The 295-nt window shown below is 68.1% G+C and carries 1 protein-coding gene; it reads left to right on the top strand.

Annotated elements, in window-relative coordinates; all coding sequences use genetic code 11:
- A partial coding sequence (locus tag PSEWESI4_RS24995; protein WP_408004338.1) for a bacteriophage T4 gp5 trimerisation domain-containing protein occupies positions 1–295 on the top strand: 295 nt, incomplete at both ends.

Raw genomic sequence — 295 nt, 5'->3', positions numbered from 1 at the left:
AAGCACCTTCGTCGGCCACGACCGCAGCGAGCGGGTGGAGAACGACGAGACCATCGCCATCGGCCACGACCGCCGGGAAACGGTGGGCAACGACGAGGACGTGACCATCGCCCGCGACCGCCGCCACGCCATCGGCCAGGACGACAGCCTGAACGTCGAGCGCAACCGGCTGATCCGCATCGGCAAGGACCGCACCGAGGAAGTCGGCAACGACCGCTACGACAAGACCACCGCCAGCCACTTCATCGAGACCGGCGGGCACGTCGAGCACAGCGTGCAGGGCCATCACCAGCTC

This window comes from Zestomonas carbonaria (genome assembly GCF_904061905.1).
GTDB lineage: Bacteria > Pseudomonadota > Gammaproteobacteria > Pseudomonadales > Pseudomonadaceae > Aquipseudomonas > Aquipseudomonas carbonaria.
This window is presented reverse-complemented; position numbering and strand designations above follow the sequence as displayed.